Source organism: Deltaproteobacteria bacterium (assembly GCA_026712905.1).
In the GTDB taxonomy this organism is placed as follows: Bacteria; Desulfobacterota; Binatia; order UBA9968; family JAJDTQ01; genus JAJDTQ01.
Window position 1 is genome coordinate 1 of record JAPOPM010000187.1, and the last position, 1,630, is coordinate 1,630.

At 66.7% G+C, this 1,630-nt stretch carries 3 protein-coding genes; all 3 read right to left on the reverse strand.

Translation table 11 applies throughout. The features are described from left to right. Positions 1-257, reverse strand: a 257-nt coding sequence (locus OXF11_15465; GenBank protein ID MCY4488489.1) for an ATP-binding cassette domain-containing protein, incomplete at its 3' end; no start/stop codon positions are given. After that, positions 250-1,164, reverse strand: coding sequence for a branched-chain amino acid ABC transporter permease (locus tag OXF11_15470; protein ID MCY4488490.1), 915 nt, complete (start codon positions 1,162-1,164; stop codon positions 250-252). The genes OXF11_15465 and OXF11_15470, both read right to left, overlap by 8 nt. Positions 1,165-1,170: 6 nt before the next feature. Next, a partial coding sequence (locus OXF11_15475) for a branched-chain amino acid ABC transporter permease (GenBank protein ID MCY4488491.1) occupies positions 1,171-1,630 on the reverse strand: 460 nt, incomplete at its 5' end.

Below are 1,630 nucleotides of genomic sequence, written 5' to 3' on the forward strand. Positions count from 1 at the left end.
CGAATGTTCTGGAAGGTACGGGCGATGCCCGCCCGCAGGCGCTGATGCGGCGGCTTGCCGTTCATCAGCTCTCCGTGGAATCGGATCGTCCCGGCGGTGACGCCGAAGACGCCGCAGATCAGGTTGATGGTGGTGCTCTTGCCCGATCCGTTGGGGCCGATCAGGCCCACGATCTCGCCCTCGTTGACGGTGAGGTCCAGCTCGTCGACGGCCTTGACGCCGCCGAAATGCTTTGACAGCCCACGCAGTTCAAGCACGGGACTTCTCCCCGCCGCCGAGGCCGATGGCGCGCCTCAGGACACGGGCGGTGCGGGCATCGAACAGGCCCGAGGGCTTCAGGTTCATGGCGGCGACGATGAGCAATCCGAACACGATGCTGCGCCAGTCCCCCATGAACCGGAGCCCTTCCACCAGCACGCCCTGAATGAAGATGACCGCCACCAGGGTGCCGAACACGCTGGAGAGGCCGCCGAGGATCGGATAGGAGATCGCGAAGGTCGCCAGCAGCACCGTGAAGGTCAGATGGTCCACGTAGGTGGCCGTGTGCGCGTACAGGGCGCCGCCGATGCCGGCGACGAAACCGCCGACGGTCATGGCCGTCACCTTGACCGTGGTGAGGCTGATGCCCACGCTCTGGGCCGCGAGCTCGTCTTCTCCCACCGCCCGCAACACCGCGCCGGCGCGGGAACGGTCCATCCACCACAGCGCCGCCATCACCAGCACGACGAATGTCCAGACGAAGAGGGTGATCTCCCACGGCGACCATCCGTTGGCCACGAAGTAACGGATTTCGCGGAAGCCGTTGGTGCTGTCGGGTCCCACGTGGATGCCGTCGCGGGGCACGCGCCAGCTCAGGTTGAAGAAGAACAGGCGCACGAAGTCTCCGAACGCGATGGTGGCCACCACCAGCATCAGCCCCTTCACCCGCAAGGCCGGAAAGCCCACGAGGAACGCGAAGAACGCCGCGAACAACGCCCCGGCGAGCAGCGCCGGCACGATGTGCAGCTCGAAAATGACGGTGAGAATCCCGGCGCAGTAGGCGCCGATGGCAAAGAACCCGGCCTGCCCCAGAGAGAGCTGGCCGGTCAGCATCAGGACGTAGGCGGACAGCCCGAGAAGCGTGTGGATCCCGATGAGCTGGGCGAGGCCGAGATAGTAGGACATCGGCGACTAATCCCTGTCGGTGCCCGACCCGAAGATGCCCTGGGGCCTGAAGACCAGGAAGACGAACAGCAGCAGCAGCACGTACATGTCGCGCTCGTTGACGCCCCGGAAGTAGAGAAAGACGTTCTCGAACCCGCCCACCAGCAGCCCTGCCGCGATGGCGCCGGGAATCGATCCCAGCCCCCCGATGACGGTGACGATCAGGCCCTTGACCGTGAGCGGGATCGTGATCAGGGGCGAGAGCACGCCCACCGCGGAGGCCGTCATGGCGCCGGCGATGCCGCCGAGCAGGCCCGCGAGCACGAAGGTGGTGGCATTGGTCCGGTGCACGTCGATGCCGCAAAGCTGCGCCGCGACGTCCTGTTGGGACACCGCCCGCGTGGCCAGGCCCAGGCGGGTCCGGTAGAGCACGTAGAGCAGCGCCACCGTGCTGGCGACGCACACCGCCAGCACGAACAGCAGGTCG

Coding starts and splice junctions, on each gene's coding strand:
- OXF11_15470 (MCY4488490.1), bottom strand. CDS start 1,164: ATGTCCTACTATCTCGGCCTCGCCCAGCTCATCGGGATCCACACGCTT.